14 protein-coding genes are annotated in these 13,377 nt (G+C 63.3%); 3 read left to right on the top strand and 11 right to left on the bottom strand.

Features of this window, described 5'->3' with window-relative positions; all coding sequences use genetic code 11:
• Nucleotides 1-7: 7 nt before the first annotated feature.
• Entirely contained in the window at nucleotides 8-880 is an 873-nt protein-coding gene (locus tag IQ26_RS12515) for a S1C family serine protease (RefSeq protein ID WP_145717351.1), read from the bottom strand.
• A 175-nt stretch (nucleotides 881-1,055) separates the two neighbouring features.
• Between IQ26_RS12515 and IQ26_RS12510 the strand changes: the two genes are divergently transcribed.
• Nucleotides 1,056-2,003, top strand: a complete 948-nt coding sequence (locus IQ26_RS12510; RefSeq protein ID WP_145717349.1) for a S1C family serine protease — start codon at nucleotides 1,056-1,058, stop codon at nucleotides 2,001-2,003.
• 3 nt (nucleotides 2,004-2,006) lie between these two features.
• Here IQ26_RS12510 and IQ26_RS12505 read toward each other — a convergent pair whose 3' ends face one another.
• Complete coding sequence (locus tag IQ26_RS12505) at nucleotides 2,007-2,807, bottom strand: arginase family protein (protein ID WP_240547090.1); 801 nt, start codon at nucleotides 2,805-2,807, stop codon at nucleotides 2,007-2,009.
• Between the two features lie 223 nt (nucleotides 2,808-3,030).
• Nucleotides 3,031-3,453: a VOC family protein gene (locus IQ26_RS12500; RefSeq protein WP_145717347.1), complete on the bottom strand. Its 423-nt coding sequence runs from the start codon at nucleotides 3,451-3,453 to the stop codon at nucleotides 3,031-3,033.
• 66 nt (nucleotides 3,454-3,519) lie between these two features.
• Here IQ26_RS12500 and IQ26_RS12495 point away from each other — a divergent pair, with 66 nt between their 5' ends.
• Nucleotides 3,520-4,146 (top strand): TetR/AcrR family transcriptional regulator, encoded by a 627-nt coding sequence (locus IQ26_RS12495; RefSeq protein WP_145717344.1) that lies wholly within the window; start codon nucleotides 3,520-3,522, stop codon nucleotides 4,144-4,146.
• On the opposite strand, the gene IQ26_RS12490 is transcribed toward IQ26_RS12495, so the two are convergent.
• Nucleotides 4,088-5,035, bottom strand: coding sequence for a LysR family transcriptional regulator (locus tag IQ26_RS12490; protein WP_145717342.1), 948 nt, complete (start codon nucleotides 5,033-5,035; stop codon nucleotides 4,088-4,090). The two genes, IQ26_RS12495 and IQ26_RS12490, sit on opposite strands and share 59 nt — an antisense overlap.
• Before the next feature lie 111 nt (nucleotides 5,036-5,146).
• On the opposite strand from IQ26_RS12490, the gene IQ26_RS12485 reads away from it, so the two are divergent.
• Nucleotides 5,147-5,782, top strand: coding sequence for an FMN-dependent NADH-azoreductase (locus tag IQ26_RS12485; RefSeq protein ID WP_145717340.1), 636 nt, complete (start codon nucleotides 5,147-5,149; stop codon nucleotides 5,780-5,782).
• Nucleotides 5,783-5,881: 99 nt separating this feature from the next.
• Here IQ26_RS12485 and IQ26_RS12480 read toward each other — a convergent pair whose 3' ends face one another.
• The 7 genes from IQ26_RS12480 to dnaG form a co-directional block, all read right to left on the bottom strand.
• Nucleotides 5,882-6,175, bottom strand: a complete 294-nt coding sequence (locus tag IQ26_RS12480; protein ID WP_145717338.1) for an HlyU family transcriptional regulator — start codon at nucleotides 6,173-6,175, stop codon at nucleotides 5,882-5,884.
• Nucleotides 6,176-6,291: 116 nt separating this feature from the next.
• On the bottom strand, nucleotides 6,292-6,963 hold the full coding sequence (locus IQ26_RS12475) for a PadR family transcriptional regulator (RefSeq protein WP_145717334.1): 672 nt from the start codon (nucleotides 6,961-6,963) through the stop codon (nucleotides 6,292-6,294).
• Between the two features lie 209 nt (nucleotides 6,964-7,172).
• Nucleotides 7,173-7,553, bottom strand: coding sequence for a thiol-disulfide oxidoreductase DCC family protein (locus IQ26_RS12470; protein WP_208760148.1), 381 nt, complete (start codon nucleotides 7,551-7,553; stop codon nucleotides 7,173-7,175).
• 127 nt (nucleotides 7,554-7,680) lie between these two features.
• Entirely contained in the window at nucleotides 7,681-8,316 is a 636-nt protein-coding gene (locus IQ26_RS12465) for a sulfotransferase family 2 domain-containing protein (RefSeq protein WP_145717332.1), read from the bottom strand.
• A gap of 67 nt (nucleotides 8,317-8,383) precedes the next feature.
• Nucleotides 8,384-8,677, bottom strand: coding sequence for a GYD domain-containing protein (locus tag IQ26_RS12460; protein ID WP_145717330.1), 294 nt, complete (start codon nucleotides 8,675-8,677; stop codon nucleotides 8,384-8,386).
• Between the two features lie 208 nt (nucleotides 8,678-8,885).
• Nucleotides 8,886-10,907 (bottom strand): RNA polymerase sigma factor RpoD, encoded by a 2,022-nt coding sequence (gene rpoD, locus IQ26_RS12455; RefSeq protein ID WP_145717328.1) that lies wholly within the window; start codon nucleotides 10,905-10,907, stop codon nucleotides 8,886-8,888.
• Between the two features lie 375 nt (nucleotides 10,908-11,282).
• Nucleotides 11,283-13,244, bottom strand: a complete 1,962-nt coding sequence (gene dnaG / locus IQ26_RS12450) for a DNA primase (protein ID WP_145717325.1) — start codon at nucleotides 13,242-13,244, stop codon at nucleotides 11,283-11,285.
• Nucleotides 13,245-13,377 lie beyond the last annotated feature (133 nt).

The raw sequence follows: 13,377 nt of genomic DNA, 5'->3' as shown, positions 1-13,377 counted from the left end.
TATCCCCTCAGCTCAGCGGCTTTTCGCCGATGGTCACCGCAACATCGCGACGCTCACCGCCGCGTACCACGCCGAGCGTCACCGACGCGCCGGCGCTGTCCGGCCCAAGCTTGCGGATCAGCTCGCGCGGACCATGCACGGCCTCGCCGTTCCACGACACGATGATGTCGCCAAGATGCAGACCGGCCGCCTTCGCCGGGCCATTGTCGTCGAGGCTCATCACCATGGCGCCATGCGTGTCGCCATTGCGGACCGGATGCAAACCGGCGCCGAGATAACCGCGGGCGACATGGCCCTTCTCGCGCAGCGTCGCCACCGCCCGCTCGATCGTTTCGTAAGGCATGACCAGCGCCCGCCGGCGCGGCCCAAACAGGAGCATGCCGATCAGCGCGCCCTTGGCGTCGAGCACCGGGCCGCCCTCGAAACGGCTGCCGGCATTGACGGCCAGATTGATGCGCCGGTCGATCGTGCCGCCGCGCATCGAGCGCCAGGCCGGGCCGACCTCGCCGACTGTGCCGAACACGGCGAGCGCAGCACCTTCGCTATTGCCCACGGTGATGGCCAGACTGCCCGGCCGCACGGCATCCGCCTTGGCCAGCGACGGTGCGCTGGCGGCGCCTGCCGGCTTCAGCAGCGCGACACCGGTCGAAGGGTCGCGTCCGACCAGTTCGGCCTTCACAGTCTCGCCCGCAGCCAGCGTCAGTTCGATTTCCTCGCCGGTTTCCACGGCCTCCTCGGCGGTGACGAAATAGCCGTCATTCCAATGGAAGGCCGTTGCCGTGCGGTGATGATGGGTGGCGAAGCTTGCCGTCGCCGGCGCCGCTGCGGCGGCGCTATCGGCGATGGCATCGGAAAATGCGCTCAGATTGAAGTCGCTCATGTGGGGTCTCCTGGGTCTTTTCATACCCCAGATATCGCTCGGCAGCGCAGTGGCGGGTACTCGCCTGACGGCTAGTTGGGCGCTCGACTGGCCATCTGGTCAGGTCGCGGCCAGTCCGGCCGCTTCGCACATATAGGCATCCTTCATCTTGCTCTAAAGACACGGAGCCCCTGCCATGTCCCTTCCCGCCCAGCAATTGCAATTCGACGATGCGCTGCTCGATGATTATTCGGCAACGGTCGCCGATGCTGTGGACCGCATCGGTCCCGCCGTCTGCCGCATCGAGCGCGTCGGTGGTACTGGCGGCCACGGCTCCGGCTTCGTCATCACGCCGGACGGGCTGGTCGTCACCAACTTCCACGTCGTCGGCGATGCCCGCACCGTCCGCGTCTCGATGCCGGACGGAGCCTCCCGCGAGGGCCGCGTGCTCGGCCGTGATCCCGACACCGACATCGCGCTGGTGCGCGCTGACGGCAGCTTTGCCGATGTCGCGCCGCTCGGCGATTCCAAGCGCTTGCGGCGCGGCCAGATCGCCATTGCCATCGGCAACCCGCTCGGCTTCGAATGGACCGTCACATCAGGCGTCGTCTCGGCGCTCGGCCGCTCGATGCGCGCCTCCACCGGCCGGCTGATCGACGACGTCATCCAGACCGACGCAGCACTCAACCCCGGCAATTCCGGCGGACCGTTGGTGTCTTCGGCGGGCGAGGTCATCGGCGTCAACACCGCCATGATCCATGGCGCGCACGGCATCGCCTTTGCGGTTGCCTCCAACACCGCCAATTTCGTCATTTCGGAGATCATCCGCTTTGGCCGCGTGCGCCGCGCCTTCATCGGTGTCTCGGCAGATACGACAAACCTGCCGCGCCGCGCGGCCCTTCTGTCACAAGCGTCGAGCAGCACGGCGGTGCGCCTGCGCAGCGTCGAAAAGAACAGCCCGGCGGCCAGCGCCGGCCTGAAAGAAGGCGACATCATCGCCGCCATCGATGGCCGCCCGGTCACCGGCGTCGACGATCTGGTGCGCATGCTCGACGCCGAGCGCATCGGCCGCGAAACGCTGTGCACGGTGGTGCGCCGCTCCGGCATTACCCAGGTCACGCTGATGCCGGTGGCGCGAAGCTGACGTCTATCGCCGCGCACAGATCTGGCCAAGCAGCGAAACCAGCAGCCCTGCCAGTTCGCCGGTCGGATCGAGATCCGGATCGAAAATGGTCATGTCCATTCCGGTGCAGCGCGGATCCGCCACCAGCGCCGCGAGGATGGCGACGAGATCGTCGGGATCGATGCCTGGGCTGCCCGGTGAATCCACCGCCGGCATCACTGTCTGGTCGAGTGCATCGACGTCGAAATGCACCCAATAGGGCCAGCCGGTTCGCGCCAGCGTGGTCCAGGTCTTTTCCAGGACCTTTGCCGCGCCAAGCTCTCGCACGGCAAAGACATCGATCAGCGTCATCACGGTCGAATTGATGTCCGGCCAGGCGAAGTCGGTGTCGCGGCTCTCGCGCTCGCCGATCTGAATCACCTGTTCGTCCGCGACAAGCGGCCTTGCGACATCAGGCCAGTCGGTCAGCAACGGCTCGCCGCGTCCGGTGGCGAGCGCAAGGTCCATACCGGCGGCCGAGCCAAGTGAAGCGTTGATGTCGTAGTTGCCCGGATGGCGGAAATCGCTGTGGCCGTCGACATGGACCAGCGCCACCGGACCAGATCGCCGCGCCGCGGCCAGTGCGCCAAGCAGGACCGCGCAGTCGCCGCCGACGACCAGCGGAAACTCGCTTCGTCCCAGCGCGCCGGCAACGACGTCGGCGAGTTCGAGATTGAAGCTGCGTATCGTATGGCCGTTGCGCAGCCGGGTGCCCGGCTGCGGCTCGGTGCTGTAGGCTGGGCGATCGAGATCGACCACCATGGCGGGCGAGAGCGTCTCGATCAAGCCAGCTTCGGTCAATGCCTGCGGCGCACGCCACGTCCCCGGTATATGACCTGGCCTCAGCGGGCGGAGGCCAAGGTTTGAGGGCGCGCGGACAAGGCAGATTTCACGCATGGAGTGAGCCCAGGCTGATAAGCTTCAGCATAGACCGCAAAGTCGTGACCGGCCACGCGGCTGAAGCCTTCACGTCACAATTACAGACAGTTCCTGCCAGCCGCTATCTCGCTCAGCCCGCCGCCCCTTCGGCATACTGCTCCAGAAACTCCGCGCTCGGCGGAATCGGCTTGATCACATCGATCAGCACGCCATTGGGGTCTTTTGTGATGAAGTGGCGCTGGCCGAAGGATTCGTCGCGCAGCGTTCGCAGGACCGGCAGGCCGGCGGCGATGACCCGCTCATAGACGGCGTCGGGATCCCTGACCTCGAAATTGATCAGCAGGCCGGAGGTGCGGCCCCGCCCCTCTTCCGGAATCGTCTCATGGTCGCCCTGGACGATGCCGAGATTGACGCGCTTGTTGTCGCTCGACTGCAGATGCACGTACCAGTCGCTCTCGAACAGCGGCTTGAAGCCGAAATGCGCGATATAGAAGGCTGCCGTGCCGGCAACATCTCCCGTCATCAGCACCGGATAATAGCTAGTCGTCTTCATCTTTCCTTCTCCCGTCGAATAACATACAGTTTGCATGTAAATGCAATTAACATACAGGCTGCATGTATGCAACAGGAATCCACGCGCCGCACAAACCGCGACCGCACCGAAGCGACGCGTACCGACCTCATAGCCGCGGCCCGAAAACTGTTCACCGAAAAATCCTATGCCGAGACCGGCACGCCAGAGATTGCGGCCGCCGCAGGCGTCACGCGCGGCGCGCTCTATCATCATTTTGCCGACAAGCAGGCGCTGTTTGCCGCCGTGGTCGAGCAGGAAGCGGCCGCCGTGGCGGGAGAGATCGAGTGCGCCTCGCCGCCCTCGCTGTTTGCCCGTGATGCGCTGATCGCCGGTTCCGACGCCTATCTTGCCGCCATGCGCGCACCCGGCCGCACCCGGCTGCTGCTGCTCGACGGGCCGGCCGTGCTCGGCCGCGCCGCCATGGACGAAATCGACAACCGCCACGGCAATCGCTCGCTTCGCGAGGGCCTCGTTGCGGCGATGCGCGCGCAGACCACGGTGAGATTGCCGCTGGAAGCGCTGACGGCATTGCTTGCCGCCGCCTTCGACCGCGCGGCTCTGGCAATCGAAGCAGGCGCCGAAACCGCCCCTTATCGCGAGGTGCTCGTCGCCCTTATCGACGGACTGTCTCCGACTCATCTTCAGGCACCTGGCCCGGCTCGAACTCGTTGAAGCAGCCGAGCTGGCGCTTGAACTGGTCGATCAGCCAGGCCGCGGCCGGCTTCGGGCTGCGATCGGTGCGATGCATGGCATAGAGCTGCGCCCGCACCTCGCTGTAGGGCTCCAGATCGAGTTCGACCAGCCGGCCGCTTGCCAGGTCGTCGGCGGCCAGCCATCGCGGCAGCCCGCCCCAGCCCAGCCCCTTGCGCATCAGCGCATGCTTGGTGCGCACATCGGTCAGCCGCCAAGTGCGGTAGGCGAACACGCCATAGTCGCGCCCGCGCGTCCGCTCCGACTGATCACTGACGACCAACTGGGTATGTTCACGCACATCCTCCAACGGCACCGGTCCTGGCAGCAGCGCCAAAGGGTGATTGGGCGCCGCAACCGGTACCATCGTCGTGAAACCGATAGGCAGCAGGTGCACTTCGGCGTCGCCCGGAATGCCGCCGATGCCGAAATCGGCCTGCCCATTGACGACCTGCTCCACGATCAGCCCCAGCGAACCGGTATGCAGGCGCAGCGTCACGGTCGGGAATTGTACCTCGAACGCTTTCAACACCCGCACCAGCACCGGCAAAGCCATTGTCATCTCGACCGACAAGACGACCTCGGCCTCCAGCCCTTGCTTGTGGCCATCGACACGCGAGCGGATGCGCTGCAGCACGCCGACCATGCGACGCGCATCCTCCAGCGTCGCCCGGCCGACATCGGTCAGCTGCGGCTCGCGCGTGCCCTCGCGCTCGAACAGTTTCAGCCCGAGTTGCGCCTCCAGATTGGCGATAGCGTAGCTGATGACCGATTGCGCGCGGTTGAGCTTGCGGCCGGCGGCGGAGAAGCTGCCGGTATCGGCCACCGTCACCAGGATTTGCAGTTGGTCAAGCGTCGGATTGGGTTGCATTGTCTTATCTAAATTGTAGATGGATAATATAAAAAATATACCAGTTTTTCAAATAGGTTGATAGACCCATATCTGGCGGGACAGATCATTCCAACCCTGGAGAGCCCCGCCATGTCCATCCTTCTTGTCACGTCGAGCCCGCGCGGTACTGCCTCGCATTCCACCCGCATCGCCACCGAACTTGCAGAAAAGCTGCTCGCCGCCGATCCCTCGGCCAAGCTTGCCGTGCGCGACCTTGTCGCCAACCCGCTGCCGCACATCGATCCGGACTATTCGACCGGCATCTATACGCCGGTCGAGGCCCGTACCCAACGCCAGGCCGAGGTTGTCGGCGTCTCCGACGGCGTGCTGGACGAACTGTTTGCAGCCGACACCATTATCCTTGCCACCGGTTTCATCAATTTCGGCATCTCGTCGACCCTGAAATCCTGGGTCGATCACATCGCCCGCTCCGGCAAGACTTTTGCTTATGGCGAAAATGGCCCCAAGGGCCTCGTCACCGGTAAGAAGGTCTACATCGTCCTTGCCTCGGGCGGCATCTATTCGGAAGGTGCTGCCGTGCAGATGGATCACGCCATCCCTTACCTGCGCAGCGTGCTTGGCTTCATCGGCATGACCGACGTCGACGTCATCCGCATCGAAGGCGTCGGCATGGGGCCTGATGCCGTCACGGCAGCGCTCGACAAGGCATCAGCCAAGGTGGATGCCGTGGTGGCCGGAAGTCGGCGGGTCGCGACGGCGGCTTAAAGCGTTAGCCACTGACTACCAAAAATCAAAAAGGCAAGCGCCGCATCAGGCGCTTGCCTCAATTCTCCGTCCAGGAACAGCGTCGAAAGCGGGACTGGTCTAGCCGAAGATCTTCTCGCCCTGCTCATCGACCAGTTGGATGCCCTTCTTGATCGAGATGTCGACAGCGTCGTCGAGCCCGGCAAAGCGGTCGGCGCGGATGAATTTGTGTTCCTTCATCACGCCGTCGATTTCTTTCGAAACCACGCCGCAGGTCTGGTATTGGCCCTCCGCCTTGTAGGGCGTGGCGCTGATCAAAAATCCTTTGTGCTCGATCTGCTTTGCCGGTGCAGCACTCTTTGGCTCGCCCGCGTCACCGCCGCCACCGCCAAAAAGACGCTTCAGAAAAGACATGGGGTATCCTCCAACGGCAATCATCCTGCATCACATAGCGTGGTGCAGGATGATTTTCACTAGCGGTCCTTAGGCAAACGGGCAAGGGGCCGCATCCGGGCCCGGCCTACCAGAAGTCAGCCGCGCGACAGCGCTTCCAGGGCTTCGGCGGCCTCCTCCAGGATGTTGATCGCCTCGGCCTGTTTTCCAGCCGGCGCGTCGACGATGTCGCCGAGGGCTGCGCGCAGCCGGTGGCGCACGGCGCGGAATTCGTCGCGCTTTTCCGAACGGCCACGGCCGCGACGTCCGCCATCCTCGCCATCGTCGTTCCAGCCGAACCAGTCGCGCGCCTTTGCCATCTTGCGGCCGAAACGCTCGAGATGGTCGAGCACATGGTCGATCATCTCGCGATTGTCATTGAGATGCGCCTGCCCGGCCTCGGTGATCGAAAACACCTTCTTGTTGCCTTCCGGCGACGAGACGGCATAGCCGGCCTCTTCGAGGAAGGTCAGCGTCGGATAGACCACGCCCGGGCTCGGGCTGTAGACGCCGCTGGTGCGCTCCTCCAGCGCCTTGATGATGTCGTAGCCGTGGCGCGGCGCTTCGGCCAGCAACGACAGCGTGATCAGCTTGAGATCGCCGTCGGCCAGCATGCGTCCCGCGCGGAACATGTCGCCTGGCCCGCCGCGTCCGCCGCCCCTCATCCCGTGGCCGAACGGGCCGAAGCCGCCGCCACGGCCGCCGAACCTGCCGGCCATATGCATGAAAACGCGCTCGGCGCGCTCGCCGAAATGATGATGTCTGTGCATCGCCTGCTCCTTGAGTTATGTCTTACGATACATCTTAATTAAGCCAGCGTGACGACCGATTCAAGATATATCTTACGATGTAACTTAATCCCACGCCACATGATTGAAAACGCGCATGCGGCTAAGGCGCGTGTCCTGAACCTCTCCGCGGTCCTAAAATGACCCGGAGGCCGTTCCAGGCCTTCGATGGCCAGGAATGTCTGTGCCGGCTACCAACGGCCCTTGCGCCGGTTCCAGGCATAGAGAAGATCGGCGAAGCGATCATAGGCATAGCGCGTCAGCGGCAGCGCCGCGCGGTTGCCGAACAGCGCTGCCAGCCAGCCCTCGCCCGGCGTTCTCAGCCAGACGGCAATTGCGACATCGGCGCCGACCAGCAGTTCGCCGTCCGCATCGATTGCGTGCAGCCGGCGGCGGATGTCCTCGAGCGACACGCCGTATCCGGCCAGTGCCGACGGCTCGGCATTGATGTCGCGAAACGCGATCTGCCCGGCCTTGATCGCCTCGATCAGCCGCCGCTTCTGCCTGACGATACCGTCATCACAGACCGGACAGCGGGTATTGTACCAGATGGTCAGCACAGGCTTGGACATGTGTTTCGAGACGCGACCTGAAGGATGCGCCGACTATCCGGGAAATGCCTTCGCCCCGCAACATTTCGGGCCAGCCCTGCCGCGACGCGCGGCATCCGCCGACGAATTGCGGTGTCTGGAACAAAAATCAGAATTCGTAGCCGAAGCGCTCGAAATCCCTGAAAAAGAGCCGGCGCACGATGCTTTTCGCCTCGTCATCGTAGACGGCGCGATAGTCGTAGGGTGCATTGACGTTTGTTCGGGGAAGCTTCACCTCGCCCGGCAGACCGAGCCGTTCGACCAGGGCATTGAATTGCTCGGCCAGCGTTTCAAAACGCAAAACCTCGTCGATGATGAGGTTTCCGTGCCTGTCCGAAATCCAGCTCGTCTGGTCCACCCGCACAAAACGGTTCTTGCGTTCGAGATAGCGCAGGAAAGTCTTGAAATCCAGGACCCTGGCTCTGTTCCGGCGCCGGCCGGAGAGATGCTCCTTGCGGAAATAATAGCTCGAGACAGCAAGTTCGAAAGGGTTACGCACGACGGCGAACTTGTACGCGCTGTCATAAATCTCGGCCGGCAGCTTGCGCTTCGCCCAACTGGCTTTGTCATGCTGCCTGAGGAAAGCGTTTTGCGGCTTTTCGGGCACGGGAAGGTGAGACAGCAGGCGGCGCCACTGCGTTCGCTGCGGTTTCACGCACCATGGCCCTAGCGCACGCGTGACCGAGCTCCCGGCTGTCTTCGGGATATGGATGAAGAGGAAGTTCTTTTCGAGCGAGAGGAGCATGCTTCCTCATGATCGGATGATCGGGCGCCGTCAAGCGGCGCCCGATCATCCGCTGCTGCACGGCTCCCTATCCGAGCGAGGCAATGATCTCGCGATAAGCATCTTCCGGGAAAGCCTTGAGCGTCCGTGTCCTCACGTTACCGCCTGTCGCCAGCATCAGCGAGAAACGAGCGAGCACCGCATCGTCGGGCGCTTCAACGACCGCCACCATATCGCATTCGCCCATGGTGAGAAAAAACGCCTTGAACGAGCCGCCCATGTCTCCCAGCAGCTTCTTGGCGGCATCGAGCCGCTTCGGCGACTCGCGCACATTTTTGGCGCCCTGCTCCGTCCAGTTGATCAGCACGATATAGTTTGTCATGCACACCTCCCTCCGGGGCCTCGGAGCACGGCGTCACTGCCGGGGCGGGCATCCGGGTTTGTCGCCCAGAAAATGCATCCGACACGAAAGTATCCTCCCGCGGCAGGTGCACTGCAAGAACAACCGTACCTTCTGGCGAGACGACCCTGTGCTCCGAACGAAAAAGGGCGCCGCGGCGCCCTTTAAGTTGCTTGTCCGTTACCCGGCATCAGCTGTCGAGGAAGCTCCGCAGCTTGCGCGAGCGGCTCGGGTGCTTGAGCTTGCGCAGCGCCTTGGCTTCGATCTGGCGGATGCGCTCGCGGGTGACCGAGAACTGCTGGCCGACTTCCTCCAGCGTGTGGTCGGTGTTCATGCCGATGCCGAAACGCATTCTGAGAACGCGCTCTTCGCGCGGGGTGAGCGAAGCAAGCACCCGCGTCGTCGTTTCGCGCAGATTGGCCTGGATCGCCGCGTCGATCGGCAGGATGGCCATCTTGTCCTCGATGAAATCGCCGAGATGCGAATCCTCCTCGTCGCCAACCGGCGTTTCGAGCGAAATCGGCTCCTTGGCGATCTTCAGCACCTTGCGCACTTTTTCCAGCGGCATGGCGAGCTTTTCCGCCAGTTCCTCCGGCGTCGGCTCGCGGCCGATCTCATGCAGCATCTGGCGCGAGGTGCGCACAATCTTGTTGATCGTCTCGATCATGTGCACCGGAATGCGGATGGTGCGCGCCTGATCGGCGATCGAACGGGTGATCGCCTGCCTAATCCACCACGTCGCGTAGGTCGAGAACTTGTAGCCGCGGCGGTATTCGAACTTATCGACCGCCTTCATCAGGCCGATATTGCCTTCCTGGATCAGGTCGAGGAATTGCAGGCCGCGATTGGTGTATTTCTTGGCGATGGAAATGACGAGGCGCAGATTGGCCTCCACCATTTCCTTCTTGGCGATCGCGGCTTCGCGCTCGCCCTTCTGCACCTGGTTGACGATCTTGCGGAACTCGAGGATCGAGATCGCCGTTTCGGTGGCAAGGTTCTGGATCTCGGCGCGCAGGTCGCGGATAGCGTCCTTTTCGTTCTTGGTGAATTCCTTCCAGCCTCGCGAGGTCAGATTGCCGATCGAACGGGTCCAGTTCGGATCGAGTTCCGAGCCCTGATACTCCTTCAGGAATTCCTCGCGGCGCACGCCGTAGCTTTCGGCCAGCCGCAACAGCTTGCCTTCATTCTGCACCAGGCGCTTGTTGATGTCGTAGAGCTGCTCGACCAATGCCTCGATGCGCGCCGTGTTCAAGGACAACGACTTCACCGCCTTGATCAGCTGGTCCTTCAACTCCTTGAGCCGGCGGTCCTGGCTGGGCGACAGCGTGCCGGCGGCGGCCAGCCGGTTCTCGACCTGCTGGTCCTGCAGCTTCCTGAGTTTCTTGTAGGTGTCGGCGATGACGTCGAGCGTCTCCATCACCTGCGGACGCAGTTCCGCTTCCATCGCCGCCAGCGACAGGCTGGCCTCGTCCTCGTCTTCCTCGTCATCGTCCGTCAGACCGCGGGTGTCGCTGCCGACATTGGTGATGTCGTCCTCGTCCTCGCGCGAACGGCGCGGCTTTTCATCGGCTTTGACCTCCTCGATCCGCTCGACCACCGGCGCCTGCTTGGCCTCCGGCCCGGCATAGGTCGCTTCGAGGTCGATGATCTCGCGCAGCAGGATCTTCGATTCGTTGAGCTCGTCACGCCAGATGATGATGGCCTGGAAGGTCAGCGGGCTTTCGCACAGGCCCGCGATCATCGTCTCGCGGCCGGCCTCGATGCGCTTGGCGATCGCGATTTCGCCCTCGCGCGACAGTAGCTCGACCGAGCCCATCTCGCGCAGATACATGCGAACCGGGTCGTCGGTGCGATCGGTCGGCTCTTTCTTGGTGGTCGTCGCCGCAACGGCGGTGCCGGTCTGCTCGGCCAGCTCGTTGGCGTCTTCCTCGGCGTCTGCAGCCGCGTCGGCGGCTTCGGGCTCTTCGCCCTGCTCGTCGTCCTCGACCACGTTGATGCCCATGTCGGAGAGCATGGCCATCGTGTCCTCGATCTGTTCGGAGGTCACTTCCTCCGAGGGCAGCACCGAATTCAGTTCGTCCATGGTGACATAGCCGCGCTTCTTGGCGGCCTTGATCATCTTCTTGACAGCATCGTCGGAAAGGTCGAGCAAAGGGCCATCGGTGGCGCCTTCACGTTCGGTCTCGACCTCTTCCTTTTCTTTTGTCGCCATTCTTTATTTTCTCCAAGCGGCCAAGTATCAGAGCCGCGTAAGCCGCCGTACCGGTTAAATCAGATGCGTTCGCTCTAGAACGCGCTTCCCCGGGCCAGTAACTGCATCTCTCGTTAAGTCCAGATTAACCCTGGTATCTGTGGCAGGCTGACTGCCTGTCCAGTGACCGGTACCTCACATCGCTGCATTTCCCGTCGACGCCGGCGTCGGGTTAACGTTTCGAATCGTCCTGATTCCGTCATTCTGCCAGAAGGTCAAGCGCCTCTCGCATGATTCGCATGAAAAAAGCGAATCAATTACCCGACTTAAGGCGCCGCGCGGCCGATTCGACGCGCAAGCACGTTCTTACACTTTCACTCCAATGCAGGCTTCAACCTATACGCGCCCGGCCCTGCCCGAGGACACGCCGAACCCTTCAATCAGCGCTTCCGTTGCTTGCACATCACGAAATTGCGCCTGGATCTCGACGAGATGCCGGTAGTTTTCGTCCGTGGGATCACTGGCGAGCGCCGCTTCCGCCTGTTTCAGTTCCTTATGTAAGGTGCGCGCGCTGCGCTGCAAGTGGAGCGCCTGGCTGAAGGCATCGCGGGCATCGTCAAGTCCGGCTGTTTCCAGCGCCGGCCATTGCCGCGCCCGCTTGATCAGCGCCACCACGCACGCCCAGATCTCGCCGCAGCCGGCCCGTTCGATCGTCGCGATCACCGCGTCGCGATCGTTGGCCATGTCATGCGCCATCGCGTCGAGAATGGCTGCGTGCAATCGCTTCAGATCGGAGTTGGCGAGGTCGAGAAACTCGACATGCGCGAAATTCTCGTCGATCAGCGCCGGATGATTGACGAGGGCTGCGATGATCGTCGCCTCGCGCACCGACATCCCCTCGCTGCCGCGTTTGACCAGCGCTGAGCGGCCGAGGCTTTCGGTGATCGCGGTTCGCCCACCGGCACTGCCGCCACGCGCGAACTGCCCGCCGGGAGCCGAGTTCTTGCCCTGAAAGCGATCGCCGGGCCGCCCGTCCTGACGCCCCCCTTGATAACCATGGCGCGCGCCGCGCTGGGCGCCGAAAAAGCTTAGCACCCGCTCGCGCATTTCCTGGCTGTAGTGATAGCGCAGGCTCTCGTCGCGGATGCGGCTGGTCAGTTCGCGCAGCGTCTTTTCCAGTTCCGCCCGCCGCTCTGGCGTGTCGAAGACACCGCCAGCCGTTTCGCGCATCCACAAAAGGTCGGCGAGCGGCCGCCCTTCGGAAAGCACGGCGCGGAACGCATCCGGCCCATCGGCCTTGACCAGATCGTCGGGGTCCTTGCCTTCGGGCAGCAGGGCAAAGCGCACCGAGCGGCCCGCCTGAACCGCCGGCAGCGCCATGTCGGCGGCGCGCCATGCCGCCTTCAGCCCAGCCTGGTCGCCATCGAAGCACAGCACCGGCTCGCCGGCCATGCGCCACAAAAGCTCGAGCTGGTTTTCGGTCAGAGCGGTGCCGAGCGGCGCCACGACATTCTCGAAACCGGCCTGCGCCAGCGCGATCACGTCCATATAACCTTCGACGGCGATGACCGTGCCGCCCTTGGCCAGCGCCTTGCGCGCGCGGGCAAAATTGTAGAGCACGTTGCCCTTGTGGAAGAGCTCCGTATCGGGCGAATTCATGTATTTGGCGAGCGCATCGGGCGCCAGTGCCCGCCCGCCGAAGGCGATGATCTTGCCCCTGGAATCCGGGATCGGGAACATGACGCGGTCGCGGAACCAGTCGTAGGAAACCGGAACGTCGTCGCCATGGCGCACCAGCCCGCACGCCTCGATATCGGCCTTGCCGACGCCCTTGGCGGCAAGGTGCTCCTTCAGCGCGTTGCGGCTGTCCGGCGCATAACCGAGCCGGAACGACTGCTGCGTCGCCGGCGTCAGCCCCCGGTCGCGCAGATACGCGCGGGCTTTTGCGCCTTCCGGTCCCTGCAGCCGTTCCTGGAAGAAGGTGGTCGCCATTTCCATGATTTCGGTCAGGCTGGCGCGTTCCTTTTCGCGCCGTTCCTCCTGGGCATCGCGAACCGGCATCGGCACGCCGGCCATCTCGGCGATCTTCTCAACCGCTTCGGGAAAACTCATCCCGTCGAGTTCGGTCAGAAACTTGAAATGGTCGCCCGAAACCGAGCAGCCGAAACAATGGTAGCGGCCCTTCTTGTCCTCGCAATGGAAGGACGGGCTCTTCTCACCATGGAAGGGACAGCATGCCCAATAGTCGCCGCGCGGCGCGTTGGTCTTCTTCCTGTCCCACGCGACGCGCTGGCCGATCACCGATGAAATCGGCACGCGGTCGCGTATCTCGTCGAGAAAGGCAGGTGGAAAGCGCATCGGGAACGGCTCGTTTGCCCTCCATATAATCATGCAGGCGAAAGCCGACGACTCCTAATGCGGAACCATACCCGGTTTTCACAGGGCAAAAAGAAGGCGGCCGTCGCGGGCCGCCTTCCCTCATGTGTCCGGC

Source organism: Mesorhizobium tianshanense (assembly GCF_007830515.1).
Taxonomy (GTDB): Bacteria; Pseudomonadota; Alphaproteobacteria; order Rhizobiales; family Rhizobiaceae; genus Mesorhizobium; species Mesorhizobium tianshanense.
The sequence above is the reverse complement of the archived record's forward strand: the minus strand, read 5'-3'. Positions and strand labels throughout refer to the sequence as shown.

Coding starts and splice junctions, on each gene's coding strand:
- IQ26_RS12510 (WP_145717349.1), top strand. CDS start 1,056: ATGTCCCTTCCCGCCCAGCAATTGCAATTCGACGATGCGCTGCTCGAT.
- IQ26_RS12490 (WP_145717342.1), bottom strand. CDS start 5,035: ATGCAACCCAATCCGACGCTTGACCAACTGCAAATCCTGGTGACGGTG.
- IQ26_RS12475 (WP_145717334.1), bottom strand. CDS start 6,963: ATGCACAGACATCATCATTTCGGCGAGCGCGCCGAGCGCGTTTTCATG.
- IQ26_RS12465 (WP_145717332.1), bottom strand. CDS start 8,316: ATGCTCCTCTCGCTCGAAAAGAACTTCCTCTTCATCCATATCCCGAAG.
- dnaG (WP_145717325.1), bottom strand. CDS start 13,244: ATGCGCTTTCCACCTGCCTTTCTCGACGAGATACGCGACCGCGTGCCG.
- IQ26_RS12495 (WP_145717344.1), top strand. CDS start 3,520: ATGCAACAGGAATCCACGCGCCGCACAAACCGCGACCGCACCGAAGCG.
- IQ26_RS12480 (WP_145717338.1), bottom strand. CDS start 6,175: ATGTCTTTTCTGAAGCGTCTTTTTGGCGGTGGCGGCGGTGACGCGGGC.
- IQ26_RS12515 (WP_145717351.1), bottom strand. CDS start 880: ATGAGCGACTTCAATCTGAGCGCATTTTCCGATGCCATCGCCGATAGC.
- rpoD (WP_145717328.1), bottom strand. CDS start 10,907: ATGGCGACAAAAGAAAAGGAAGAGGTCGAGACCGAACGTGAAGGCGCC.
- IQ26_RS12500 (WP_145717347.1), bottom strand. CDS start 3,453: ATGAAGACGACTAGCTATTATCCGGTGCTGATGACGGGAGATGTTGCC.
- IQ26_RS12470 (WP_208760148.1), bottom strand. CDS start 7,553: ATGTCCAAGCCTGTGCTGACCATCTGGTACAATACCCGCTGTCCGGTC.
- IQ26_RS12485 (WP_145717340.1), top strand. CDS start 5,147: ATGTCCATCCTTCTTGTCACGTCGAGCCCGCGCGGTACTGCCTCGCAT.
- IQ26_RS12460 (WP_145717330.1), bottom strand. CDS start 8,677: ATGACAAACTATATCGTGCTGATCAACTGGACGGAGCAGGGCGCCAAA.